We start from the raw sequence: 22,312 nt of genomic DNA on the forward strand, positions 1-22,312 counted from the left end.
CAATCAGCGCTCCAGCCGAACTGGAGCGTTCGTCTGTTCCACGACCGCGTCGATAATTTGGAGCGGCGTGGTGCCGTTCATGCGTGCTTCCGTATGCAGCATCAGTCGGTGCCCCAGCACCGGCTGCGCCAACTCCTTGATGTCGTCGGGAATGACATAGTCGCGCTCGGCAAGATAGGCGTGCGCCTTGGCAGCGGCGAGCAGCGCGATCGCGGCGCGCGGACTGGCGCCCAGCTGCACCGCATCGTGTGTACGGGTACTGCGCACGATGCGAATCAAATAATCGGCGACCGCTTCGTCGACGTGCACATGCCGGACCTGCTCTTGCATCCGCGCAATGTCGTCGATTTCGGCGACCTGCTCCAGCCGATCCGCCGGTTGGCCGCTGCGGCTGGCCAGCACCATTTGCAGTTCGGTTGCTTCATCCGGATAACCGAGCGTCAGCTTCATCATGAACCGATCGAGCTGAGCTTCGGGCAGCATGTAAGTCCCTTCGAATTCGACTGGATTCTGGGTCGCAAACAGCAGGAACGGCACCGGCAGCTCATGTGTGAATCCGTCGACCGTTATGCGCCGTTCTTCCATCGCTTCGAGCAGGGCGGATTGCGTTTTGGTCGTGGCCCGGTTGATTTCGTCCGCGAGCAAAATATTGGAGACGACAGGGCCCGGACGGAAAATGAAGGTTTCTTCTTTGGGGTGATAGATTGAAACACCGGTAATATCGGTTGGCAGCAGATCCGGATTGCATTGAATACGTCGAAAATCGCCGCCGATTGTGCGGGCCAGCGCTTTGACGAGCTGGGTTTTTCCGGTGCCCGGCACGTCCTCCAGCAGCACATGGCCGCCTGCCAGCAACGCGGTAAGCAAACGGGAGATCTCGGTCTTTTTACCCAGGATGCATGATTCGAGGTTGCGGCGTATAATGGTGCAAAGCTGCATATCTGCATTGCGGATTTCCATGGCGATACCTCCCGGAGGTGAAATAAAACAGGCAGTGTACCTCTATTCTACAAGAATCCGGAAGGCGAGTACAAGCCGGAGGGGGCTCCAAAAAAAATTGGAGGATCCCACAGGGACCCTCCTCAGCCTTTAGGCCTGACGACAAGCGCCGCCAGAAACGAAAAAATGATCGCCGCCGAGATTCCGGCACTGGTTACTTTGAAAATTCCGGTCAATATGCCGATCCAGCCCGTACTGTGCAGCTCTGTCAGCGCGCCGTGCACGAGCGCGTTGCCAAAGCTGGTAATCGGGACGGTGACGCCCGCGCCGGCGAAATCGACGAGCGGCTCATACCAGCCCAGCCCATCTACAATCGCGCCTGCCACGACAAGCGCGGACATCGTATGCGCCGGCGTCAGCTTGACGACGTCGAACATGAGCTGACCGAGGACGCAGATTGCGCCGCCTACGACAAATGCCCATACAAATTGCATGTCAGTTCGCCTCCTTGCTTTCGATAGCCACGGCATGGGCGATACATGGAATCGTCTCCCCCTGCTGGTACGAAAGCGGCGAGAGCAGCGCCCCCGTCGCGACAACCAGAATTCGCTTCAGCTCTCCGCTCGCGATACGCTTGAGCAGGTGTCCGTAAGTCACGACCGCGGAGCAGGCGCAGCCGCTGCCGCCGGCCTGCACCTTCTGCTTCTCGACGTCGTAGACCATGAGTCCGCAATCGCCAAATGTCGTATCCCGCATCGGCACGCCTCCGCGCTCCAGCAGATCGCTCGCGATACGATGGCCGACGTTCGCCAGATCGCCGGTCACGATCAGATCGTAATCCGACGGTTGCCGACCGGTATCGTTGAAGTGCGACTGGATGGTGTCGACTGCCGCCGGCGCCATGGCTGCGCCCATGTTGAACGGATCGCTGACGCCGAGGTCGACGATTTTGCCGATCGTCGCACAGGCCACGACAGGCCCGTCGCCCTCCGTCGCAATAATGGCGGCCCCTGCGCCGGTGACCGTGTATTGCGCGGTCGGCGGCTTCTGCGCGCCGTATTCTGTCGGATACCGGAATTGTTTTTCCGCCGTGCAATTGTGGCTGCTCGTACCGGCGAGGGCGTAGCTGGCCGAGCCGGAGTTGACCAGCTGCGAGGCCAGCGCCAGCGTCTCCATCGAGGTCGAGCAAGCGCCGAACATCCCCAGATACGGCACGCCGAGATCGCGGGCGGCGAAGCTTGAGCTGATAATTTGGTTGAGCAGATCTCCGCCAATGTAAAATTGCAGTTGTTCCTTCTGTATGCCCGCATGGCGAATCGCAAAATCAGAGGCCTGCTCCATCAGTAGCCGCTCTGCCTTCTCCCAGCTCTTTTGCTGCATGTCGAGCTCGGGATGAATCAGGTCAAAATCGGACGCAAGCGGGCCTTCACCTTCATCAGGACCGACGACCGACGACGCCCCAATAATGACCGGCCGCTGCTCAAACCACCACGTCTGATTGCCGCGCAGCATCTTATTGCCCCCCCGTGCCGAGAATCCAGTGCACGATCCCGACAAAAAAAGCGGCGACTGTACCGAATACGATGACCGATCCGGCAAGCTTAAACATATTGCCGCCTACGCCCAGTACGAGGCCCTCACTGCGATGCTCCAGCGCGGCCGAGGCCATCGAATTGGCAAAGCCCGTCACCGGCACGGCCGATCCGGCGCCAGCCCATTGCGCCAGCTTGTCGTAGACGCCCAGACACGTCAGAATGACGGACAGCAGGATGAGCACAGCCACAGTGGGGTTGCTGGCTTCGGTTTTGTTCATGCCCATATAGGCGACAAATAAATTCTGAATAAGCTGGCCGAACGCGCAGATTGCACCGCCGACCAAAAAGGCCCGCAAGCAGTTGAAACCGATCGAACGCGACGGCTCGCGCGTTTTGGCGAACGCTTTGTACTCCTTGGCGGATAGCGCCATTTTTTTATATTTGCCCGATTCCGCTTGTTTCGTAGCCACTTTGGCATCCTCCTTCTCGCCTCGCCTTGCTTTCCCAAAGTATTTGTACTTTGCGCTCGCATTATGCTGCAACGACAAAAAACTCACGCCTCTTTTGGAAAGGCGCAAGTTTTTTTCGAAATATGATACAACGAAATTCGCATCCCGCCGGCGCGGCACCCCAGCCTACTGCTGCGGAAGGAGACGATGGGCCTGCAAAAAAGGCTTTAGCCTGGCGGCCAGATTCATGCCCATGACCGCGTGTCCGTATGCGGTCGGATGCAGCAAATCGGCGCTCAAGCCATTCACCTCGCTCAACACGTCGTAGCCGTGCATCAGCTCAAGCGTCGGGCTGTCGGCCTGGCGAACCAACCGGATCAAAATCTCGTTAAAGGCTGCTTCCTTCGCCGTCACCTCGTCCGGACCAAGGGCATAACCATCCGTCCGGCTATTCGGAAACGTGGTGATGATCAGAGCGGGCTTTTTTAATTTGACCAGGCGGTTGATCAAATAAGAAGCGCGCTGCTCAAAAACTTCCGGCGTATAGGCGCCGCGCATATTGACCCCCAACTCGCAGGTCATCACGTCCGATGCGCAATCATCGAGCAAGTAGTCGACTAATTCTTTCTCGATATGGCATGCGCCGCTGAAGCCTTTGTTTTGCACTTGCACGCCGAGCTTGGCAGCAGCGACATGCACATAACCGTCCAAGTCGGCATTGGTGATGGACGAACCGTACGCGAGCCAATTGACCGGCGGCAGCTCGTCCTGGCGCGGCGGCCGAATGTCATGGCCTTGAGTATCGATGCCGTGCACAGCAATTGGAGCGCGACCGCAGATCACGCGCCATACGTTCGGGGCGTAGCCGCCGTCGCGCATCAGCTTTTCGTTTCCTTTTTCGAACGCAGGCGGGGGCACGAGCCGATGGAAGGTCGTCGCGCCGCTCTGCAGCTCCAGGGTTTTCACCAGGAAGTTGCCTTTATACACGCGCACCGCGGCAGATACGCTGCCGTGTTCCTTTTGTGCAGACAGATAGAGATCGATATTGGGCGCGTCGGTCACGAACCGAATTTCTACGCCGATCGATTCTTTGCCGATGAAGCGCGCGCGCTCGTTGAGCCGGTGTCGAATCGCGGCCGGCACGCGCACCATGCCATGCTCGCCGATACCTGGAATTTCTTCAAATGCGCCAAGATTGTAAAACTGTACCCGATCCAAATTCATCTAAGCGTTCCTCCAGCATATGTAAAATTTATGAAATCCGCTTACATTATAGCACAGTAGCACTTGGCCGCACAGACCTTGCTTCAAGGAATTGGACCTATGACGGACTGATGAAGACCGTCTTGATCGAAGTGTAGAACTCGATAGCGGCGGAGCCTTGCTCCCTGGAATGCGAGCTCGATTGCTTCATCCCGCCGAATGGCGCTTGCAGTTCAACTCCGGCTGTCTCCGCATTGACCCGCAGCAGCCCTGCATCCATCTCCCGGGCAAAGGCAAGCGCATGGTGAATATTCGTCGTATAGAGTGAAGCGCTCAGACCATATTGGGAATCATTAGCTACCTGCAGCGCTTCAGAGAGCGATGCTACGCGTATTAATGCAAGAACTGGACCAGCTTATGACCACCGCACAATAACCTCGCCCATTCTTGCTTGCCAATCTCGATGATACTTGGCTCCACGCTTCAGTGCGGTCTGTCCTCCCTACATGGTTCGAACCGGTAAAGGTAAGACCTGCTACATCTGGATGCTCCACTACGGCTGCACCGACCACATCCCCACGGCCGAACAGCTTGCCATTCAGACGAGCATGAAAAAATAAGCACCCCCTTACAATAGGTGCTTATCCTCAATTCTTGATTATTACTTTTTCGCCTTATAAAACTCATGATATAGCTTCATGAGCGCCCTTTTCTCGATTCGCGACACATAGCTGCGCGAGATCCCGAGCTCCTTGGCAATTTCGCGCTGCGTGCGCTCATCGGTACCCGCTTCCAGGCCAAAGCGGCCGATTACGACCTCCTTCTCCCGCTCGTCGAGGATGCCGAGATTTTTATAAATTTTACTTTTTTCGATTTTTAATTGCACTTTATCGACGACGTCGTCTGCCTCGGTGCCGAGTATGTCGATCAGTGTGATCTCATTGCCTTCTTTATCCGTTCCGATCGGGTCATGCAGCGAGACATCCTTGCGCGTTTTTTTAAGCGAACGCAAATGCATCAAAATTTCGTTCTCGATACAGCGAGCGGCGAAGGTCGCCAGCTTTGTGCCTTTGCCGGTCTGAAAGCTTTCAATGGCCTTGATCAATCCAATCGTGCCGATCGAAATGAGATCCTCCAAGTCTTCGCCGGTGTTGTCGAACTTTTTGACAATATGGGCAACGAGCCGCAGGTTGTGCTCGATCAGCACATTCCGGGAATGCGGATCGCCCTCCGCAAACAGCCGCAGGTGTCTGGCTTCTTCTTCCTCCTGCAGCGGCTGCGGAAAAGCGTTGTTCTTCACATACGAGACAAGCAGCGTCAGCTGCTTGATCAGCAGCGCCGCCGCCGCTATCAATCCTGGCATGTAATCGGCCACCCCCACGCTGAATTGCCAAAAGCCGCGCAAGCCAAACATAAGCTTTTGTTGCCTTTGGTCGAACATTGAAGTCTGTTCTGTAGTGTATGTGGGTGTACGCCTATTTGTGCCTGTACGGAAGGAAAGTCGGCTTTAATGACATGTTTGCGCGACCAGACGTTTCCCTTGCCCGGATCCCGATTGTCCTTTCCGGATGCCTGGATCGTGTCGGGCCATTTTTATATTTCCTGGGAAATTAGACTCGGGGTCATCCGACCCGGACCATTGAAATTGTAGCTGCAGTTGATCCTGCGGCTAAAGTCACCGACCCTGCCAGAGCGGCAGTGGCGGTCACGCTAATTGTATTGCCAGCGGTAACATTAATGATGACCTGATTTTGTACAATTCCAATGCCGACCGCCGCGCTCACCTGCGTGCCGTTGACGCCGGTCCCATTAAGTCGAAGCTGAAAAGTTGTCAGTAACGATAAGGTGGGGTATAGCACGTACGTAATCAAGTATCTGCCAGTCGTATTGATCGTAAATAGTGTGCTAGCCCCGTTGACCGTAATGTCTGCTGACAAATTTTGCGCGTTTGGAAAAGGGACTGGAACAGGAACGCCGATGAGCAGGGCCAAGGTCGCACCCGACGTATTCGCCGCAGAGCCAGATGTAGTCGGCGCTGTGCCGGTTGCTCCGGTCGCCCCGGTTGCTCCGGTCGCCCCGGTTGCTCCGGTCGCCCCGGTTGCTCCGGTCGCTCCGGTCGCTCCGGTCGCCCCGGTTGCTCCGGTTGCTCCGGTTGCTCCGGTCGCCCCGGTCGCCCCGGTTACTCCGGTTGCTCCGGTTGCTCCGGTCGCCCCGGTCGCCCCGGTTACTCCGGTTGCTCCGGTCGCTCCGGTCGCCCCGGTCGCTCCGGTCGCCCCGGTCGCTCCGGTCGCTCCGGTTGCTCCGGTTGCTCCGGTCGCCCCGGTCGCCCCGGTTGCTCCGGTCGCTCCCGGCGGGCCGGGCGGGCCGGGCGGGCCCGGCGGGCCTTCCGGACAGCAACAAGCGCTCTGGAGGTAAGACTGGTTGCAGGATTGACATGCGCCATATACGACATTTTCATTTACGCCTTGTGACCGCCATGTCCCCACGTTGTCTTCACCTCCGACGTTTAATCCGAACGACTCCCTATTCTATATAATGTGGACATCCCATCATTTGACAGTACTCTTGCTGAGTAACGGGCCCTAAATCTGAAATCCTCTCAAATGTTCGCAGCTCGTCAACGCATCGTGCCTAGGCATTCGTCATAAAATGGCATTGACCGGCACGTTTGCCGGCCGCGGGAATCCGCGGTCTACGCCCAGGAAGGAGAAGCCTCATGAATATGGCAACCAGCAAAGTGCTTGTAACCGGAGCAGGCGGGTTCATCGGCTCTCACCTGACGGAGCGATTGGTTCGCGCCGGCGCCCGGGTGAGAGGACTTGTGCATTACCGGTCCAGCGGCAGTCTGGGCTGGTTGGACACACTGCCCGAATCGATCCGTTCGGATCTCGAAATCGTCCGCGCCGATATTCGCGATTATCATGCGGTCGCCGCGGCCATGCGCGGCTCCGACGTCGTTTTTCATCTAGCCGCACTAATTGGCATTCCTTATTCGTATTTTGCCGCCGATGCGTATGTGGAGACCAATATCAAAGGGACGCTCAACGTGCTGCAGGCGGCGCGCGCGCTGCAGACCCGCCGTCTCGTGCAAATGTCCACGAGCGAGGTATACGGCACGCCGGAGGCTGTGCCGATTGTCGAAACGCATCCCCTGCAGGCGCAATCGCCGTATGCTGCGACCAAAATCGGAGCCGACCAGCTCGCCCGCTCCTTCCACCAGGCCTTCGGCACACCGGTGGTCATTGCTCGACCGTTCAATACATACGGCCCCCGGCAATCCCCCAGAGCCGTTATCCCTGCAATCATCGAGCAGCTGGCCTCGGGCGCCACGCATATTCAAATCGGCGCCACGCATCCTACCCGGGACTTTACCTTCGTGGACGACACGACAGCAGCTCTCGTAGCCGCTGCTGAGACGGACGAGGCGATCGGCGACACCGTTCACTTCGGCAGCGGCTACGAGCTCGGAATCGGCGAGCTGGCGCGACAGATTGCGTCGCAAATGGGCGCGCCGGGGGTCGAGCTGGTCGAAGAGAAGGCGCGCTTGCGCCCGCCATCCAGCGAGGTCGAGCGGCTATGGGCTAACAATGCCAAAGCGGAGCGTTTGCTTGGATGGAAACCGCTCTACACCGGAGCGGATGGCCTCAGACGCGGACTCGAGCAGACGATCCAATGGTTCACCGCTCCGCAGCGGCAGCGCGGAACAGCAGCTCCCGATTCCGAGTATCGCATATGAGGTCGGACGCTGCACAGACCGCCGGGCGAATCGTCGAGGCCGTCCGTCGCAGTCTGCCCCGCGATTGCGGCAACGTCCAGCTTCACGAGCCGCGCTTCGGACCGGGCGAGCACGCCGCAGTGCTGGCGGCGCTGGCGGCCAATTATGTCTCATCCGCAGGTACGGAGGTCAAGGCATTCGAACGCGAGCTCGCCGCGGCCGCAGGCGCGCATCACGCCGTTGCGCTATCCAGCGGGACGGCCGCGCTTCATCTCGCTCTGCTGCTGAGCGGAGTCGAGCCGGGCGATGAGGTACTCATGCCGTCGCTCACCTTTGTCGCCACGGCCAATGCAGCCGCCTACTGCGGCGCAATGCCGCATTTTGCCGATTGCAGTCCGCACTCGCTCGCGCTCGATTCGCATCGCCTCGCAGCCTGGCTCGAACAGATCGCCGTCCCTTGCGGCGATGGCTACCGCAATCGGGTCAGCGGGCGCCCGATGCGCGCGCTCGTGCTCGTCCATCCGCTCGGCCATCCGGTCGATACCGCTCCCTACGAGGCGCTCTGCCGCCGGTATGGGCTGGCGCTCGTAGAGGATGCCGCGGCGGCACTCGGCTCGCGCCTGTACGGGCGCCCTGTCGGATCGGCCAGCCGGCTGGCGGCGATCAGCTTCAACGGCAACAAGCTGGTCACGACCGGCGGCGGCGGCGCCATCCTGACCTCTGACAGCCGTCTGGCGCAGACAGCCCGGCACGTATCGTCCACCGCCAAGCTGCCCCATCGCTGGGCATCGCGGCATGACAGGCTCGGCTACAATTACCGCATGCCTGCCTTGAGCGCCGCACTGGGCCGGGCCCAGCTGGCCAGGCTGCCTGTACTGCTCGCGGCCAAGCGTAGCTTGGCCTCGCGCTACCGCGACGCCTTTCGAGAGCTGACCGAGGTGGAGCTGCTGGAGGAACCCCCTCATGCGGAGAGCAATTATTGGCTGAATACCCTGCTGCTGAGCCGCCCCCATCCCCGGCTTCGCGAGGCGGTGCTGGACGCCCTTCACGCGGCCGGTCTCGGCGCGCGACCGCTCTGGACGCCGCTGCACCGGCTGCCGATGTACCGGCGCCATCCGCGCATGCCGCTGCCCGAGACCGATCGCCTCTGGTGCCGGGCGGTGCACTTGCCCAGCAGTTACTTCTTAGCCGGAGAGGAGCCAACGCCGTGAGTGCGACGCGTATATGCATGGTCACCGGGAGCCGGGCAGAGTACGGTCTGCTGCACACCCTGATGCAGCGCATCGCGGCGGAACCCAGACTGTGCCTGCAGATCGCCGTGACCGGCTCGCACCTGGCGCCGGAATACGGATCGACCGGGAGCGCGCTTGCAGCCGACGGTTTTACGCCCGACGGACGCGTGGAGATGCTGCTCTCCAGCGATTCGGCGGTCGGCGCGGCCAAGTCGATCGGGCTTGGCGTAATCGGCTTCGCCGATCTCTTCGAGCGGCTGCGGCCACATCGGGTCGTCCTTCTGGGGGACCGCTTCGAGATTTTTGCCGCAGCGACGGCGGCCTATACCGCGCGCATTCCGATCGCCCATATTGGCGGCGGCGACATTACCGAGGGCGCGCTGGACGAGGCGTATCGCCACGCCATCACCAAGATGGCCGATTTGCATTTCGTGACCAATGCGAGAGCCGCACGCATTGTCAGGCAACTGGGCGAGACCGAGCGCAGCATTTTCAATGTCGGGCACCCCGGCATCGACCGGATCCTCGAGCTGCCGCTACTCGCTCGCAGCGAGCTCGAACGGACACTCGGCTTCGCGCTCCGGCCGCGCAATGTCCTCGTCACGCATCACCCGGCCACACTGGGCGAGCGCAGCGCCGACGACGAGCTGGAGGCGCTGCTGCGCGGACTCGACGAGCTCGGCTCCGACGTCGGCGTACTCTTCACGCAGCCCAACAGCGACCCGGCCGGTCGGCGCATGCACGCAACGATCAAGCGCTATGCGGCGCAGCGTCCGCATGTGCACCTCAGCGGCACGCTCGGCCAGCTCGTCTATTTCAGCGCCGTCCGGGCGTGCGACGCCGTCGTCGGCAACTCATCCAGCGGCATCTGCGAGGTGCCTGCGCTGGGCAAGCCGAGCGTCGACATCGGAGCCCGCCAACGCGGAAGATTGTGCGGGCCCAGCGTCATTCGCTGCGAGGCGGACGGGACGGCCGTAGCGGCGGCGATCCGGCGCGCGTGGCGCCTGGACTGCCGCGCGCTCATCAGTCCGTACGGGCACGGCGGCAGCGCCGACCGAATGGTGAAGATACTGCTGCGTCGATCCGCCGGCCGCACGTCCGCCAAAATCTTCGAGGAGGTCAATCCTTCATGAGCCATGGAGCGATCCGCATCATTGCCGAAATCGGCGTCAATCACGACGGTTCGCCTGACCGCGCCGCCACTCTGATCGATGCTGCCGCCTCAGCCGGCGCCGACATCGTCAAGCTGCAGCTTTTCGACGCCGAGCAGCTGGCTGCCGAACAAGCCCCGCTGGCTGCATATCAGCAGCGCGCGCACGCGACAGGCACGCAGCGCGAGCTGCTGCGTCGGCTCCAGCTCGCGCCCGCCGATGTGCGCGCGCTGGCACAGCGCGCGCGGGAGCGCGGCGTCGAATTCACGGCCAGCCCGTTCGATGCCGCCAGCGCGGCCTTTCTCGCCGGCGAGCTCGGCGCGCGCCGCATCAAGATCGCCTCGGGCGAGCTCACCAACGATCCGCTGCTCGTGCAGTTGGCGCGCAGCGGCTGCCAGCTGTTGCTCTCGACCGGCATGAGCACGCTGGCCGAGATCGAGCATGCGCTCGGCGTGCTGGCGTGGGGCTTCATCGCTGACCCGTCCGCCCGTCCGGGACCCGCTGCGCCGCGGCGAGCCCTGCTCTCGTCGGAAGGGGGGCGTCTGCTCGCCGAACGCGTCGTCCTGCTGCATGCGGTATCCCTCTACCCTGCGCCGGCCGAGACGACGAACCTGCGGGCGCTCGATACGCTGGCCGCCGCGTTCGGCCTGCCGACCGGCTTGTCCGATCACTCGACCGGCATCGCCATTCCCATCGCCGCCGCTGCACGGGGCGCCTGCATGATCGAGAAGCACTTGACGCTGGATCGCACGGCCCCCGGCGTCGACCATGCCGCTTCGCTGGAGCCGGCCGAATTCGCCGCCATGACGGCGGCGATCCGCGAGGTCGAGCAGGCGCTCGGCAGCGGTCGCAAGGTGCCTTGCCCGGCCGAGCTGGACACGGCCGCCGTCGCGCGGCGCAGCATTGTAGCCGCGCGTCCGATCGCCGCGGGCGAGCGCTTCACGTCGGATAATCTTGCGCTCAAACGACCGGGAGGCGGCCTCGCCGGCGCTCACTTCTGGCGCTTAATCGGCACATCCGCGACTCGCGCCTACGCCGCCGACGAGCGGATCGAATGAAGCTGGCCCTGTTCGGCGCGTCCGATTTTGCCCGGGAGCTGGGCCACCTTGCGCTGGAGCTCGGCTGCGCGCGCATCGCCTTGCTGCGCCGATCGACGGGGCGGGCCAATGCGACCTCACCCCAGACCGTGGACGGCTTCGCGGTGCTGGATGAGTCCACAGTGCACACGCTGGCAGCGGACGACTGGCGGTTCGCCATCGCCATCGGCGCATCCGCGCTGCGGCGCGCCGTGGCGGAGCGCTATCCCGAGCTTCCCTATGTGAATCTGATTCACCCGCACGCCACGCTCGCGCGTGGTCAGGCGGAGGCAGTTGCCGCATGCCGAGGCAGCGTCATTCTGGCCGGGGCGCGGCTGAGCAGCTCCGTGCGCTGCGGCAGCTTCGCCGTCTACGGCGCCAATTGCACGATCGGACACGATTGCCTTGTCGGGGACTGCGTCACTGTAGGTCCGGGCGCGCATATCTGCGGCAACGTCCATCTTCAGGCAGCTGCCACGATCGGCGCCGGGGCTACCGTATTGCAGGGCACCTCTGCACGGCCCCGCCGTATCGGCGCGCGTGCAGTCGTCGGCGCCGGAGCGGTCGTGACGCGCGACGTCCCTGACGGCGCTGTCGTCAAGGGCGTGCCTGCACGCTGAGACCCGTCCCTCTCGCCGCCGAACAAGGACGACATGCGCTCCCCACGTGCTCATGCGCCCGTCGTCACCACACGCTCAATCCCCCGTCCACCACCAGATTGTGCCCGGTCACATACGAGGAGGCGTCGGAGGCCAGATAGAGCGCCGCCCCGACCAGCTCGTCGGCGCTTCCCATCCGCCCGAGCGGCACCCGCTCCGCATAGCGCGATTGAAAGCGCGCATTCTGGCCGCTCTCGACGCCGCCCGGCGTCAGCGTATTGACCCGGATTCCATGCCGGGCCCAGCGGGCTGCCAGGTAGGCGGACAGTCCATTGACCCCCGCCTTGGACGCCGCGTAGACCGCCGGCGTATTGATCGCGGCATCCATATAGCGCGCCCCGTCATAGATCCGGTCATCCGGAGCCAGCATGCCGTAGATGGAGGAGGTAAAGATAACCGATCCGCCCGTGCGCTGTGCGATCATGCGGCGACCCGCCTCCCGGGCGACGAGGAACATACCATCCAGATTGACTGCCATAATCTGTCGCCACATCGCCGTCGAGTACGTCTCGAACGGGGCAAAAAACGCCTCCGGATCGTCGCTTTTGCCGGCCGCGTGATTGAACAGAATGCGGAGCTCCCCGAGCGCAGCCGCCTGCTCGACCATCGCTTGCACCGAAGCCGGCTCGGTCACATCGCAGGCTATGCCGATACTGGGCGCGCCCCACTGCGACTCCAGCTCCGAGGCGAGCGCACGGGCCGCGTCGCCGCGCACGTCGACGACGGCCACCCGGGCGCCGTGCTCCGCCAGACCTGCGCAGATCCGGCGGCCCAGAATGCCCGCCCCGCCTGTCACAATTGCGCAGCGTCCGCTCAGATCGAGCAGACCGGCGGCTCCTGCTCCTGGCTCATGCATTGTCTCGCCGCCCCCTCTCCAGAATCGCTGCCACCAGCTCCCAATCCAGCTCCGTATCGATATCCAGCGAACGTTCCGGCGGCATCACATAGAGCCGGGTAGCCGCGTCCAGCAGCCGGCCTCCGGCCATCAGACGCGACCAGCGCCATACATAGATCGAGGCATTCATATCGTAGGTCGGCGGCGTGTCCTGTCGCCTCGCCACTGCCACGGACGGCGTCTTGACGAGCCGCGGAGCGCCGTCCGGACCCAGCTCCACCATATTGAAATAGGGCGATCGGCGCGACGGCGCCGCCGTAATGACATTACCTGCCCGTTCATCCTCCTCCAACAAGCGCACCGCGCCTGCGATATCCTCCGGAAGGCGCAGCGGGGCCGTAACATCAAGATCGACAACCGTATCCCAGCTACCTCCCAGTACCCGCGCCGTCTCCGATGCGCAGTGCCGAATGGCGGGCAGCTTGGGGGCGGTGGCCGTAGCCAGCGCCGCAGGGCGCGCGATCGTGCAATCCGCGCCGTATCGGCTGGCCGTCTCCAGTATGGCCGCACTGTCGCTGCTCACGGCAATGGCGGCGAACAGGCCGCTGTCCTGCGCCTGGGTCAGGGTATGGAGCAGCAGCGGCACGCCGCCGAGCGGGCGCAGATTTTTGCCCGGTACGCCGGTCGAGCCGCCGCGGGCGCAAATGGTGCAGAGTCGGCCGTTTTTCATCGCTTCACCCACCTTCGTTCGGCAGCGGCACGCTCCGCCGCCTCGATCATGTGCACCGTCTCGGCTGCCTGAGCAGCCGTGCATACACCTCTGCCGCCGCGCAGCATCGCGCGATGCTGCGCGGCGTACGTGCCCTCCATCGTGCCCGTCCCCCCGCAGTTGATCGTCGCGTCACGGTCGATCTGCAGCTCGCCCCGAATGAGATCGAGCGCATACGTATGCGCCTCGGTATGCACGAGGAGGAACCGTCTGGCGCGGCGATCGAGGTAATTCAAGTGCAGCTGCAGCAGCGGACAGCGCGCAGTCTCCGCCATCAAGCCGTACACATCGTCGCTGTCGATCTCCAGCCCGCTGTAGTGTCCGCCACGCGCCGTCAGGGCGCGCCATGGCCCGAATAGCCAGCATGCATAATCCAGCTCGTGGCTCAGATCGCGCAGCACGCCTCCGCCCTGCGCACGGGAGGCAGAATAGCACGTGCGGTAATCGCGCTCTCGCCAGTGCGGCAAGTGTTGCCCGACATAGAGCGTCGCAGTCAGCACCCGCTGATGCCGCAGCCTCCAGCGCAGCTGCCGCAGCAGCGGGTGGAACCGCAAGTTGTAGCCCACGTGTACTCCCTCCAACTGCTCGGGAGGCAGCTCCCCCGGCTGTGCGAACAGCGGCTTCTCGACCAGGACCGGGCCGTCGTATCCGGCCTCGCGCAGCTCCCGCAGCGCCGATCCATGCGCGCTTGTAGGCGTCGCCACTACCGCATACGCCGGGGCCCAGTAGCGCATCGCCGCGCCGATATTGCCGTATACGCCGGGCGTGCCGGCTTGGCTTCGGCTCACCGCCGCTACGTCGCAGCCTATACGAGCGAGTATACGGGCATGTCGCCGACCGATTGAGCCCAGCCCGATCACAAGGGCGCGCATGACGCGCACTCCCGACCGTCGCCATATGCTTGGCGTGCCCGCTCATAGTCTTCGATACGCCCGATATCGTGCCAATGCTCGCGGATCGGATAGACAGCCGGCTGCCGATGTCGCGCCGTCAAGCGTTCCAGCACTTCGGGCATATCGAGTCGGCGGTCGCGGCCGAGCCCTGCCAGTATTTCGCGCTCCAGCACGTAGATTCCGGCACTGATGTCCGCGCGCACGAGCGGCTTTTCGCGCATCCCCTCATATTGCCCTTCGCGCAGCGTCACGACGCCGTACGGCACCTGGTGCCGGTATTCCGCCACTGCGACCGTTGCACCGCGTCCGCAGCGCGCATGATAGTCGAGCAGACGATCATAGCGGAGGTCGGTGAGCAGATCGCCGTTGATGACCAGCACCGGTCCGGGCGCGTCTTCGGGCAGCAGCGTGAGCGCCCCGGCGGTGCCGAGCGGACGGCCCTCGCGCACATACCGAATTCGCAACCCCCAGCGTTCGCCGGAGCCGAAGTAGCGCTCGATCATCTCGGCCTTGTAATGGACGGCGATATAGCAGGTACGCAAGCCGGCGGCGCTCAGTCGCACCAGCGTATGCTCCAGCAACGGTCGATCTCCGACCGGCAGCATCGGCTTCGGGCAACGGTCCGTCAGCGGCGCCAGGCGACTCCCGCGCCCGCCTGCCATGAGCAAGACTGTCGCTTCAGCGGTAGACGGCGCCGGCAAGGGCTCGACCGCGCAGCTCGGAATCCGTCCGACGGCCACTTCGGAGCCGTGCCCGCTCAGCAACGCTCGCCGAAGGTCGTAATCGGTCAGCAGCGCCGGGGCCTCTCCATTGGCAGATTCCACTTGCAAGCCGGCCGCCGACGAACGATTCAGCACTTCGATCGCTTGGCCGATCGGCGTCAGCCGAGACAATACGGGCCAGTCATCCCCATTCATTTCGTCCTCTCCTTTCATGAAGCGAGCCGCCCCGCGCCAGCCGCGAATCGCGGACGGCGCGGGGCGGCTCAGGGACGTCTAGACGGCAGGCCGGAAAAATTCAGTCATGCACAGGTTCGTGATGCCTGCAGCCGACGAGGTCGGCGTCGCGCTGATCGTGGTGAACCCGCCAACGGTGAAGGCGCGCGATTGGCCGGGCGCGATGGCGCTGAGCGTGGCGACGACCGCACTGCCGCGATAGAAGGTAACATCCAGCACAGCAGTGGTAATTGAATCGTTGCTAATTACACCAGAAGCGGCGATCGAAGTCGGGTTGGGCCCGAACAGCGTGCTGCCCGTGCTGCTCACCGGAAAGGTTTGCTGGGGTAAACAAACACTGACAAGCGGCTTTTGGCAGCATGAGCTAGTGGAAGACGAACAACTCATGGATCAAACTCCTCCTTATGCATGGGGTACTATAAGCTATGAACAAGAAGGGGTGCCCAATATGGACAGTTTTCCATTTTTATTCATTTGTGCGTTTGCCCTGCTTCTCCAATCGAAGGAGCGCGGCCTCGAATTGGCGCTGCATCAGCGCCAGGACACGTTGCAAGCGAGCGAACAGCTGCTCATGCAGCCGCACGTCCTCCTCCACGGCAGTCAGCGTGTCGAGCGCGGCCGAGCGGCCGAGCCGCCGCAAATAGCTATAGACAAGCGGCTGAATATAAATGGACACATGCGGGTCGTCCGTGTAGCGCCGGAAGCGCTCGCCCAGCTCGGAGAAGCGTTCGCCCAGCCAGCCCGGCAGCGCGGGACCGGGATGAGACCGGTGCAGCCGGCACGCTTCCAAAAGAAAGCCGCAGCGCGCCAGATCAGCCCGGCATTCCGACTGCAACTCGCCCGTCTTGCGAACCAAATGAGCGAGCGCAGAGCCCAGACGCGCTGCTGTCTTTTCCCAGGGAACAGGTGCGCGGCGATACGCGAGCAGCTCGCTCAGGCGCGGCACCGGATGCGCACGCGGGACATGGTCGAGCGCATCCGCCAGCGTCATCACCTTGGTCCCCTCAATATGCGCTCCGCCCTCTGTCGCGTTGATGAAGGAGACACCGGGATGCCTGCCGATCTGATGCTCGAACCAGGTCTTGAAGTCCAGCCACAGCCGCGTGGTCCGAACCGGGCGGCCAGCGCTCCCCATGACCGTCAAGGGCGGCTCGGAGCGGAGCCGCTGCACCTGCTCCGCAAGCACGCTGGTGGCATACAGCGACGCATCGCTGTGCGTCGTGCGGCCATCATCGGCGAAGGCGAGATCCTGACCGACAAAAATGATCGGGTCGGCGCCGCAATACAACGCCAGCTCAAAGGCAAGATGGGCCGAGGACATGCCGCCCTGCAAGCCTGCCGAGGCCGGCTCGAGCGCCTCGCGCAGCCAGGCCGTCGACGATTCGCCGATTCGAAAAACCGGTAGCCAGGGCCCCGGCATTGAAGCCGGAATACGCGGATCGAGCGAACTCAGTCCGACCAGCGCTACGCCTTCGGGCAGCGTCGCAGGGGCGAAATGGTAGTGATAAACATCAGGAGAGCGCTCGGTCACGCAGATCGCATGCGGCTTGACGCCTCGTTTGAGACAGGGCAGCAGCGCCGATTCGGCCGTCAGGATCAGCGCGTGGCGATCCATGCCAGCGAGCCGATCGAGATTGCGATCCAGCGAGGGGCCGCTCGCCACGACAAAAGCCGGCATGCCGGCGTACACGCCTTTCAGCTCGGACAACGGCATACTTTCTTGGATGGAACGCGCGTTATCGAGTGAATTATGCAGCCCGAACAGCGTATCATGCACCGAATTGCCAATCGATTGGGTTAGCATCGTCAGTCGATCCAGCAGCCATTCATGCAGCTTGAGGTAGAAGGCCTTGTCGACGCGATGCGCCGGCGGCGTGAAATGGACGGCAAGCCGGGTGCAATGCAGCAGCACCTCCCCGCCGAGCGCATCGCCGATCCGCTCGAGCATCTGAGCGTGGTCGCCGATGACCCATCGCACCGAAGGATCCGCCAGCAGCGGGGACAGATCGACACCATCCAGCAGCGCGCGAAACAAGGCCGGCCGACGCTCGAAAATAATCGTTAGCGTATCCGGCTTTTTGCGCGCCTGGTACGCGAGCAGCGGATAGCCGGAGCCGCAGCCATAGATAAAGCAGAGCCGAACGTTGTCCACCTCCAGCGTTCGCGCCCAGTCGGCTGCTTCTCCGAGCGGATCGATCAAGCTGGCCGTCGGTAGCACATGACCTCCGGTTCGGACAGCCGACACGACCGAGCCGTCCGCGGCGTTCAGCATTTCAATCTCACCGGTAGCGTCGCCTGGCACCGGCGTCTCGACATCGGCTAACAGATAGGCGGGCAACGCAGCCAGGTTGCGCTGCCGGATGTCCTCATTGCGCATCGGCGTCACCTTGCCGGTCAGTCTCGGCTTGGCGCAAAAGCGGCAGTAGCCGGATGTCCAATTCATCGGCGGCGCGCTCCCAATCGCCGCGGCGCTGCAGCACGGCAATCCGCAAAATACAGCCGCGCGTTGCCGACAGCCAGCCGCGCTGCTCGGCTGCCAAAAACGTCTCCCCTTGCAGCTGCACCAGCCAATGCACAATCCCTTGCTGCAGCATTGCCAATGCCCGGCTGTCGTCGCCGCGCCGCCAGGCCAGGCACGCTGCCTCGATGTGCCGGATTACGTCATCCCGCTTATTCGTAACAGTCATAATTCCCCTCCTGCAACCGTCTGAGCAGCAGCGCGGCGCCAATCTCCTCGAACCAGTCGGCCTTGACAATCGCACTCTCGCCGATAAAAGCGCTCGTCTGGGCTAGTCGGCTCACTGCAGCATGCATCCGCTGCTCTTCCTCTAGTGTGAACCGTGCTGCGTCCGCTTGCGACACCGCCGCATACCACAGCTCCAGCGCGCGTTGCAGGCGCGCCTTGCACGGATCGCTTGTCGCCTCGTCCATCACACATTCCTCCTGACTCTCCTCAATCTCGCGCAGACCTTCAGAGCTCGCGGCGCAGTTGAATCTGATAGGTGCCCCGTCCTATACCGCCTTCTCCAGTGCAGCGTATTCGCAACACCTGCAGACCCTGGACATCATAGCTGATTTGTTGACCTTGATTGACCGTACCTGTGAGCAGGCTGCCGTCGGCCATGACCAGCTCAATCTGCATGCTGCAGGCCGAGTCATTGCCTACTAGCACCAATGCCGCATCCGGCGGGATCGCAGCTCGATAATATATGGTCTCCGTCCCGTCGCACGGCTGGAAGATGCGCCCCTGCGCTTCATCGGTCGCATAGCAGCGCTCCCGCACCGAATGGGCCGGCGCACATCGTACGACGACCGGGAACGGGCGGGGCAGGGACATGATCCGGCGGTTGCCGCAGCGCTTCGCGCGCTTGTTCATCCTGCGTCGGCATCGTCGGCATATTCGTCCTCCAACTACGATACAGCTACACACAGACAGAGCCGTTTTCTTTACGCGGCTTCGCTTTTGGCGCCTGCAGCAAGCGGACTTTGCACAGCTCCGCCGATGACGCGGCCTTTTTCGTCGTCGTCGCAGCCGGGCGTCAGCACATCGTCGTTTGCTCATCCTTCCAGCTCCCTATCGACATCTCTACTCCAAGTGTATGGGTGCACCGGGCGTTTTGCCGTGGTCATCCGCTGATTTTCTGCATAATCGGGCTCCTGCCCGCTTTGGCGGGTGCGCCTCTCCGTGCAGGCGCATATCGTATAGCAATGTTTGGATAAGAGAAGCGTATTCTACGGGGAGGTGGCAGCTTTGTCATGCCATACGACAATGTCCGCACGCCATGAGGCGCATTTATCGCCGGTCCAGTGCGTGCAATCGGATTGGACCGCACTGCCAGATGCGCCCGGGCAGGGGAAGAGCGGTATTCTGCTTTATGCTGCGAACACGCTGGTCTACGGCTCCGGCATGCTTGCCTGCGAACCGGTCGCCGCAAGCGGAGCGGCGGTGCGCGTCAGCTTTCGCTTTCGCGAATTTTTGGTCATGGAACTGATGGTCAGGAGCGGTGATTCCGTCGCATTTACAGTAGTCGGGATTGACAGCATACGCCTCGAGACGGCAGCGGAACATACCATGAGCGGCCATTTTTCTTTTTTTCCGCACTATAGCAGCTCGCAAAACTGATGCTGTCTAGTCTGGACAAGCCGCCGCGGCAATTTGGTGAGACGTTTCGGGTACGGATGCGTAAGCAAAACCGGGTCAATCGCGCCATCCCCGAGCGCGTGCACCAGGGCGTGACGACGGCTGTAAAAGGCATGGTGCCTCGGCTTGGCTGATTTCCCGCTTTTGCTCGGCATCAAAATGAAATTTTTGTTCAAGCTGGCGCATGTGTACGGCTACCGTTCATCACGGCTGCAAGAGCGCATGTTCATTCTGCATGTCTTCCAGCTCGCCTTCTCCGGTGCGGACAAACGCCCCGCCCTGCTCGACACAATCAAGCGATGGCCAGCCTCGTCCGACGCCGAGGAATCGGAGCCCTCGCCCGCTGCGATTGACTGGCGGCAGCTCCAGCAGGAATACCGCGACACGATTGACTTGCGCAAAATGCTGCAGCTCCTGCCGGGGATCGGCGCGGTCGTCGGCGCCTGGGCCAACTACGGCCTGCTGGAGGAATTGGGCGAGGTCGGCATGAACTGCTACCGGCTGCGCTGGCTCCGGTCCAATTCCGCGGCAAAAGAGCCCGAGGCGTAAGCCCCGGGCTCTTGATTGTGCGTGCAGGCCGGTCCATCCGGTCCTGACGCGGCGGGCGCTACGCCAGCCCCGCCTCCTCGCCGGTGGGCATACCGCCTTGCGCGCCAAAGCGCCGTACCGACAGCGACGCACAGCGGATCGCCAGCTCTACGGCCGCAGCGAGCGACGTGCCGCTGCCGAGCGCATACGCGAGCGCCGCATTGAACGTATCGCCAGCGCCGGTCGTGTCGACCACCTCGGTCGCCGGGGCGGGGACGGTCACGAGCCGCTCCTCCTCGAGATACGAGCAGCCATCTTTGCCTCGCGTGACGACGACCTTGCTGCCCAGCCTGCGCTCCCACTCCAGCATCGAAGTGCGCAGCGCCTCGTCGTCACGGACACGCGTCCCGCTCAGCAGCTCCCACTCCGATTCATTGGGCGTGATATAATCGGCCAGCCGGAGCAGATCCTCCGGGAGCGCCTGCGCGGGCGCCGGATTGAGAATAACCGTCGCATCGCCACCGCTGGCGAGGCCCATCGCCGTTCTTACCCCTTCCAGCGGAATCTCCAACTGCACGAGCAGCACGTCCGCCCGTTCCAGCACGCCGGCATGCCGGTTGACAGCGGCCCCGTCGCAGCGGCCGTTGGCGCCATCCACGACGATGATGCAGTTGTCCTCGGGCGTGCGCGTGATCGAGGCGATCCCCGACGGGACATCCTCCAGCACCGCGATCGCTTGGCTGTCGACGCCATTATGCGTCAGATTATCCAGCATCCGCACGCCAAAGTCGTCGTTCCCCACGCAGCCGATCATGGCGGCATGTGCGCCGAGTCTGGCGCAGCCGACGGCCTGATTGGCCCCCTTGCCTCCAGGGACCTGATCGATCGAGCTGCCCTGGATTGTCTCGCCGAGCTTGGGCTGGCGATCAGCCGACACCACCAGATCCATATTCAAGCTCCCCGCTATCGCAATGAACGGTCGTTTCATTTGCTCTCCCCCTGCTTTCTCCTATTCTTTCTTTCATTGCTGGTCCATTTCTCACCCAAATTATAGTATAATTCGATTAGAGACAACAGCATATTTTACCAAGCTTGACGAAGGACACAACTTGAGGTGAGCCCATGCAATTGGATGACATTACGGTTCTGGACTTTGAGACCAGCGGTCTGAATCCGCAGCGCGACCGGGTCATCGAGCTCTGCGCCATTCGTTGCCACGACGGCGAGATTGTCGGTCATTTCAGCACGCTGATTCAATTCAAAGGCACGCTCGCGCCAAAAATCACCGAGCTGACGGGCATTACGTCCGACATGCTCGTAGGCGGCATGGACGAGGAGACGGCTTTTCGGATGCTGAACCGCATGATCGGGTCGAATACGATCGTTGCGCATAACGCCGCATTCGATCTTAGCTTCTTGCATCACACGCTGCTTCGACTGGCCGGGCGCTCGTTTACCAACGACTTCATCGACACGCTTACGATCAGCCGGCTGCGCCAGCCCTATCCGCACACTCTCAAGGACATGTGCGCGCGCTACGGCATTGCGCTCGATCAGGCCCACCGCGCCGATTACGACGTGCTGGCCTGCTGGGAGCTGCTGAAGCGGTTGAACGAAGAAGCGCCAGTCGACGATCTGGTCAATACGCTCGGCTACTTGGCCAAGCACGGTCCGCCCAAATGGTACCCCGCGCACGCCAAGGCACGCAGCGTGTCGCTGCGCTATGCGTGAGCCGTTGTGCGCGCGCTAGTCCCGTTGAGCGTGCGCATCGACCAGCTTGCCCATGAGGCGGGACAGCTCCTGCAGCTCTCCCTCCTCCAATCCGACAGTCAACAGCTCCATGATTTCCAGCTTCCGGCTGTTGATATCCTCGACCAGCTTGCGCCCTTCCTCCGTAATATCCAGCATCACGATGCGCCGATCCGTCTCGCTGCGCTCCCGGCTGACGAGCCCCTGCTCGATCAGCTGGTCGGCCATGCCCGTGACCGCTCCCGAGGTTACGGCCAGCATCTCCGCGAGCGCCGACACTTTTTGCGCGCCTTGCGCTGACAGCTTGAACAGCAGCTTCGCTTGGGTGACGCCGAGTCCGGCGACGCCGCGCTTGTTCCATTCCGTCAGCAGGAGCTTGCGCAGCTGCCGGAAGGCTTCGTCGAGCCGATTCAGATGCTGCCAATGGCGCTCTTGCTCTTCTCGAGTGCGCACTGCCCAGCCCTCCTTCCGCCACTTATTTT

Annotated in this window: 26 protein-coding genes and 2 pseudogenes; 8 read left to right on the top strand and 20 right to left on the bottom strand. The window is 62.5% G+C overall.

Annotated features, from left to right (window positions below):
* Nucleotides 1-3 precede the first annotated feature (3 nt).
* From IDH44_RS04800 to IDH44_RS27530, 9 genes and pseudogenes are all read right to left on the bottom strand, one after another.
* On the bottom strand, nucleotides 4-960 hold the full coding sequence (locus IDH44_RS04800; RefSeq protein ID WP_190915236.1) for an AAA family ATPase: 957 nt from the start codon (nucleotides 958-960) through the stop codon (nucleotides 4-6).
* Between the two features lie 122 nt (nucleotides 961-1,082).
* Nucleotides 1,083-1,433 carry a stage V sporulation protein AE gene (gene spoVAE / locus IDH44_RS04805; RefSeq protein ID WP_190915238.1) on the bottom strand — a complete coding sequence of 117 codons (351 nt, stop codon included), beginning with the start codon at nucleotides 1,431-1,433 and terminating at the stop codon, nucleotides 1,083-1,085.
* A 1-nt stretch (nucleotide 1,434) separates the two neighbouring features.
* Nucleotides 1,435-2,451 carry a stage V sporulation protein AD gene (spoVAD, locus tag IDH44_RS04810; RefSeq protein ID WP_190915240.1) on the bottom strand — a complete coding sequence of 339 codons (1,017 nt, stop codon included), beginning with the start codon at nucleotides 2,449-2,451 and terminating at the stop codon, nucleotides 1,435-1,437.
* Between the two features lies 1 nt (nucleotide 2,452).
* A complete protein-coding gene (spoVAC, locus tag IDH44_RS04815) occupies nucleotides 2,453-2,905 on the bottom strand; it encodes a stage V sporulation protein AC (protein ID WP_190915564.1) in 453 nt (150 codons plus the stop codon).
* A gap of 204 nt (nucleotides 2,906-3,109) precedes the next feature.
* Nucleotides 3,110-4,147, bottom strand: a complete 1,038-nt coding sequence (locus IDH44_RS04820; protein WP_190915242.1) for an SGNH/GDSL hydrolase family protein — start codon at nucleotides 4,145-4,147, stop codon at nucleotides 3,110-3,112.
* A 97-nt stretch (nucleotides 4,148-4,244) separates the two neighbouring features.
* A pseudogene (locus tag IDH44_RS27335) lies at nucleotides 4,245-4,538 on the bottom strand (aldehyde dehydrogenase family protein); the annotation flags it as partial.
* Nucleotides 4,498-4,761 (bottom strand): aldehyde dehydrogenase family protein, encoded by a 264-nt coding sequence (locus IDH44_RS27340; RefSeq protein ID WP_397326747.1) that lies wholly within the window; start codon nucleotides 4,759-4,761, stop codon nucleotides 4,498-4,500. The pseudogene IDH44_RS27335 and the gene IDH44_RS27340, both read right to left, overlap by 41 nt.
* 26 nt (nucleotides 4,762-4,787) lie before the next feature.
* Nucleotides 4,788-5,489, bottom strand: coding sequence for an RNA polymerase sporulation sigma factor SigK (gene sigK, locus IDH44_RS04835; RefSeq protein WP_190915246.1), 702 nt, complete (start codon nucleotides 5,487-5,489; stop codon nucleotides 4,788-4,790).
* A gap of 259 nt (nucleotides 5,490-5,748) precedes the next feature.
* Nucleotides 5,749-6,612: a BclA C-terminal domain-containing protein gene (locus IDH44_RS27530; protein WP_190915248.1), complete on the bottom strand. Its 864-nt coding sequence runs from the start codon at nucleotides 6,610-6,612 to the stop codon at nucleotides 5,749-5,751.
* 230 nt (nucleotides 6,613-6,842) lie between these two features.
* On the opposite strand from IDH44_RS27530, the gene IDH44_RS04845 reads away from it, so the two are divergent.
* Genes IDH44_RS04845 through IDH44_RS04865 form a run of 5 tightly spaced genes read left to right on the top strand, consistent with a single transcriptional unit; the run spans nucleotide 6,843 to nucleotide 11,920 of the window.
* A complete protein-coding gene (locus IDH44_RS04845) occupies nucleotides 6,843-7,862 on the top strand; it encodes an SDR family NAD(P)-dependent oxidoreductase (RefSeq protein ID WP_190915250.1) in 1,020 nt (339 codons plus the stop codon).
* Nucleotides 7,859-9,052, top strand: a complete 1,194-nt coding sequence (locus tag IDH44_RS04850) for an aminotransferase class I/II-fold pyridoxal phosphate-dependent enzyme (RefSeq protein ID WP_190915253.1) — start codon at nucleotides 7,859-7,861, stop codon at nucleotides 9,050-9,052. Before IDH44_RS04845 ends, IDH44_RS04850 begins: the two co-directional genes overlap by 4 nt.
* On the top strand, nucleotides 9,049-10,206 hold the full coding sequence (gene neuC, locus IDH44_RS04855) for a UDP-N-acetylglucosamine 2-epimerase (RefSeq protein ID WP_190915255.1): 1,158 nt from the start codon (nucleotides 9,049-9,051) through the stop codon (nucleotides 10,204-10,206). Before IDH44_RS04850 ends, neuC begins: the two co-directional genes overlap by 4 nt.
* Nucleotides 10,203-11,282 carry an N-acetylneuraminate synthase family protein gene (locus IDH44_RS04860; RefSeq protein WP_190915257.1) on the top strand — a complete coding sequence of 360 codons (1,080 nt, stop codon included), beginning with the start codon at nucleotides 10,203-10,205 and terminating at the stop codon, nucleotides 11,280-11,282. The genes neuC and IDH44_RS04860 overlap by 4 nt, the downstream gene beginning before the upstream one ends.
* Nucleotides 11,279-11,920 carry an LbetaH domain-containing protein gene (locus IDH44_RS04865; protein WP_190915258.1) on the top strand — a complete coding sequence of 214 codons (642 nt, stop codon included), beginning with the start codon at nucleotides 11,279-11,281 and terminating at the stop codon, nucleotides 11,918-11,920. Before IDH44_RS04860 ends, IDH44_RS04865 begins: the two co-directional genes overlap by 4 nt.
* Before the next feature lie 64 nt (nucleotides 11,921-11,984).
* On the opposite strand, the gene IDH44_RS04870 is transcribed toward IDH44_RS04865, so the two are convergent.
* The 9 genes from IDH44_RS04870 to IDH44_RS04910 form a co-directional block, all read right to left on the bottom strand.
* The gene (locus IDH44_RS04870) at nucleotides 11,985-12,815 is read right to left on the bottom strand and encodes an SDR family oxidoreductase (protein ID WP_190915260.1); all 831 of its coding nucleotides are present in this window, start codon (nucleotides 12,813-12,815) and stop codon (nucleotides 11,985-11,987) included.
* Nucleotides 12,808-13,524 carry an acylneuraminate cytidylyltransferase family protein gene (locus IDH44_RS04875; RefSeq protein WP_190915262.1) on the bottom strand — a complete coding sequence of 239 codons (717 nt, stop codon included), beginning with the start codon at nucleotides 13,522-13,524 and terminating at the stop codon, nucleotides 12,808-12,810. The genes IDH44_RS04870 and IDH44_RS04875 overlap by 8 nt, the downstream gene beginning before the upstream one ends.
* Nucleotides 13,521-14,435 (bottom strand): Gfo/Idh/MocA family protein, encoded by a 915-nt coding sequence (locus tag IDH44_RS04880; RefSeq protein ID WP_190915264.1) that lies wholly within the window; start codon nucleotides 14,433-14,435, stop codon nucleotides 13,521-13,523. Before IDH44_RS04880 ends, IDH44_RS04875 begins: the two co-directional genes overlap by 4 nt.
* Entirely contained in the window at nucleotides 14,420-15,373 is a 954-nt protein-coding gene (locus tag IDH44_RS04885; RefSeq protein ID WP_190915266.1) for a nucleotidyltransferase family protein, read from the bottom strand. The genes IDH44_RS04880 and IDH44_RS04885 overlap by 16 nt, the downstream gene beginning before the upstream one ends.
* Before the next feature lie 78 nt (nucleotides 15,374-15,451).
* Complete coding sequence (locus IDH44_RS04890) at nucleotides 15,452-15,799, bottom strand: S-Ena type endospore appendage (RefSeq protein WP_317890110.1); 348 nt, start codon at nucleotides 15,797-15,799, stop codon at nucleotides 15,452-15,454.
* Nucleotides 15,800-15,878: 79 nt separating this feature from the next.
* Complete coding sequence (locus IDH44_RS04895) at nucleotides 15,879-17,855, bottom strand: motility associated factor glycosyltransferase family protein (RefSeq protein ID WP_190915270.1); 1,977 nt, start codon at nucleotides 17,853-17,855, stop codon at nucleotides 15,879-15,881.
* The gene (locus tag IDH44_RS04900; protein WP_190915272.1) at nucleotides 17,779-18,099 is read right to left on the bottom strand and encodes a hypothetical protein; all 321 of its coding nucleotides are present in this window, start codon (nucleotides 18,097-18,099) and stop codon (nucleotides 17,779-17,781) included. Before IDH44_RS04900 ends, IDH44_RS04895 begins: the two co-directional genes overlap by 77 nt.
* On the bottom strand, nucleotides 18,083-18,343 hold the full coding sequence (locus tag IDH44_RS04905) for a hypothetical protein (protein WP_190915274.1): 261 nt from the start codon (nucleotides 18,341-18,343) through the stop codon (nucleotides 18,083-18,085). The genes IDH44_RS04900 and IDH44_RS04905 overlap by 17 nt, the downstream gene beginning before the upstream one ends.
* Nucleotides 18,344-18,383: 40 nt before the next feature.
* Entirely contained in the window at nucleotides 18,384-18,788 is a 405-nt protein-coding gene (locus tag IDH44_RS04910) for an S-Ena type endospore appendage (RefSeq protein ID WP_190915276.1), read from the bottom strand.
* Between the two features lie 375 nt (nucleotides 18,789-19,163).
* Here IDH44_RS04910 and IDH44_RS04915 point away from each other — a divergent pair, with 375 nt between their 5' ends.
* Both IDH44_RS04915 and IDH44_RS04920 read left to right on the top strand, forming a co-directional pair.
* Entirely contained in the window at nucleotides 19,164-19,535 is a 372-nt protein-coding gene (locus IDH44_RS04915; RefSeq protein WP_190915278.1) for an S-Ena type endospore appendage, read from the top strand.
* A pseudogene (locus IDH44_RS04920) lies at nucleotides 19,535-20,102 on the top strand (EcsC family protein). Before IDH44_RS04915 ends, IDH44_RS04920 begins: the two are co-directional and overlap by 1 nt.
* Before the next feature lie 58 nt (nucleotides 20,103-20,160).
* On the opposite strand, the gene rbsK reads toward IDH44_RS04920, so the two are convergent.
* Nucleotides 20,161-21,069 carry a ribokinase gene (gene rbsK / locus IDH44_RS04925; protein WP_190915280.1) on the bottom strand — a complete coding sequence of 303 codons (909 nt, stop codon included), beginning with the start codon at nucleotides 21,067-21,069 and terminating at the stop codon, nucleotides 20,161-20,163.
* Between the two features lie 134 nt (nucleotides 21,070-21,203).
* On the opposite strand from rbsK, the gene IDH44_RS04930 reads away from it, so the two are divergent.
* Nucleotides 21,204-21,812 carry a 3'-5' exonuclease gene (locus tag IDH44_RS04930; RefSeq protein WP_190915282.1) on the top strand — a complete coding sequence of 203 codons (609 nt, stop codon included), beginning with the start codon at nucleotides 21,204-21,206 and terminating at the stop codon, nucleotides 21,810-21,812.
* A gap of 15 nt (nucleotides 21,813-21,827) precedes the next feature.
* Here IDH44_RS04930 and IDH44_RS04935 read toward each other — a convergent pair whose 3' ends face one another.
* Complete coding sequence (locus IDH44_RS04935) at nucleotides 21,828-22,283, bottom strand: MarR family winged helix-turn-helix transcriptional regulator (protein WP_190915285.1); 456 nt, start codon at nucleotides 22,281-22,283, stop codon at nucleotides 21,828-21,830.
* Between the last annotated feature and the right edge of the window lie 29 nt (nucleotides 22,284-22,312).

The sequence above is a fragment of the Paenibacillus sabuli genome (assembly GCF_014705605.1).
Lineage (GTDB): Bacteria > Bacillota > Bacilli > Paenibacillales > Paenibacillaceae > Paenibacillus_D > Paenibacillus_D sabuli.